Annotated in this window: 1 protein-coding gene; it reads right to left on the reverse strand. The window is 40.7% G+C overall.

The window, feature by feature from the left end:
- Positions 1 to 1,921, reverse strand: a 1,921-nt coding sequence (locus AC1DUA_RS35550; protein WP_477504220.1) for a DUF4430 domain-containing protein, incomplete at both ends; no start/stop codon positions are given.

Raw genomic sequence — 1,921 nt, forward strand, 5'->3', positions numbered from 1 at the left:
TAGCAGCAGCATTAATTGCCGCTTGAATTTCACCTGCTGAAGGCTGACCGCCGGATGGGTCATTTGGATCCACCGGAACTGTTGCTGTGACTAAGTTTTGAAAGGCTGCATTTATTTTTGCTAATGCACTATCAACATGATATTGAATAGCATTGATATTTGCGGAAACTGCTTTTGCAAGTGTTAAGCTATTTTGCAGTACAAGCCAGCTTGCATCGGTATAGTTGCTCTTTTGCAAAGCATCAAGCTCAGTTATTTTTGCATTCAGAGCCGTTTTATTGGCTGTTGTTGTTATATCTTGTTCATAATCATCTGTGTAAACAAGTGAAATGATGTCACCGCTATTTAATTTGTAATCCGCAATGCCAACAAGGGCAAATTGGCCATTGACCAAGTACATCCAGCCACTTTTGGTACCACCATCAACTGCGTCCAAATCGCCTATTTTCGTGATATAATTCCCGCTTGCATTAACAAAAGAAATCTGTTTCTCGTCTAATACTTTCTTAATCGCAGATGCAGCTGTTGCACCTACTTCTACAACGGTGTCTGTTTTAGCTAAGTTAACGATTTTTCCTGCTATTGCGCTAAAACCATTTACGATGATAGAAACTGTAATATTACCCGGCGTTGTTGGTGGATTCTCATCCAAGTAATTATCCGTATAGCGAAGTACGATATCGGCATTTTGGTCTAATATGTAATCGGCAATCCCGATATCAGGATCAACACCATCAACGGAATACATCCAGCCGCTGTTAGGTCCCCCGTCAAAAGCAACTAGTCCTCCAACGTTTGAGATATACGCACCGTTATCATTGACATAGGAAATGCCCGCTTCAGTTAAAACTTTTTCAATCACGTACGCAGCCGTATGACCTTTTTCGATGTTTACTGTTGTTTTCGGTAAAGTGACACTTTTACCAGCAGCAGCACTAATACCGTTCAAGGTAAACGAAACAGCAATCGTTTGTGGATCTCCTGTTGTTGTGACTAAGTTTTGAAATGCTGTATTTATTTTGGCTAATGCACTATCAGCATGATATTGAATAGCATTGGTATTTGCAGAAACTGCTTTCGCGAGTGTTAAGCTGCTTTGCAGTACAAGCCAACTTGCATCTGTGTAGTTACCCTTTTGCAAAGTAACAAGCTCAGTAATTTTTGCATTCAGTGCCGTTTTATTGGCGGTTGTTGTTATATCTTGTTCATAATCATCTGTGTAAACAAGTGAAATGATATCAGTGCTCTTTAATTTGTAATCCGCGATGCCAACTTCGGCAAATTGCCCGTTGACTAGGTACATCCAACCACTCTTGGAACCGCCATCAACTGTGTCCAAATCGCCTATTTTCGTGATATAATTCCCGCTTGCATTAACAAAAGAAATCTGTTTCTCGTCTAATACTTTCTTAATCGCAGATGCAGCTGTTGATCCTTCTTCGACAACGGTGTCTGTTCTAGCTAAGTTAACGATTTTTCCTGCTGTTGCGCTAAAACCATTTACGATGATAGAAACCGTAATTTTAGGAGGAGCATTACTTTGYAGGCCTTGCACGGCTGCTAGCAAATTAGCTAACGTGACGTCAACCTGATCCTGAATTGCCGTGCTGTCGGCAGACACTTCTTTGGCAGCTGCCAAACTATTTTGTAGCGCTTGCCAACTCGTGTCTGAATAATCGCCTTTTGTCATGCTCTCGACATCAGTAATCGAGGCATTCAACGCCGTTTTATTGGCCACTTTTATAATACTCAAGTAGTAAATCTTAGGGGTATTTATGCCTTCTTGAGCAATAACTCTAACGATCTTAGCCTTATTTTCGCTCAACGTGATTTCTTTATCAACTAATGTACCTGAAGTGCCGCTTTTATTATTGACGAAAATTTGGCTTGCCGTGCCGTTAGCCGTAATCTTAATTTTATC

It is taken from the genome of Paenibacillus sp. 01T422 (genome assembly GCF_056398785.1).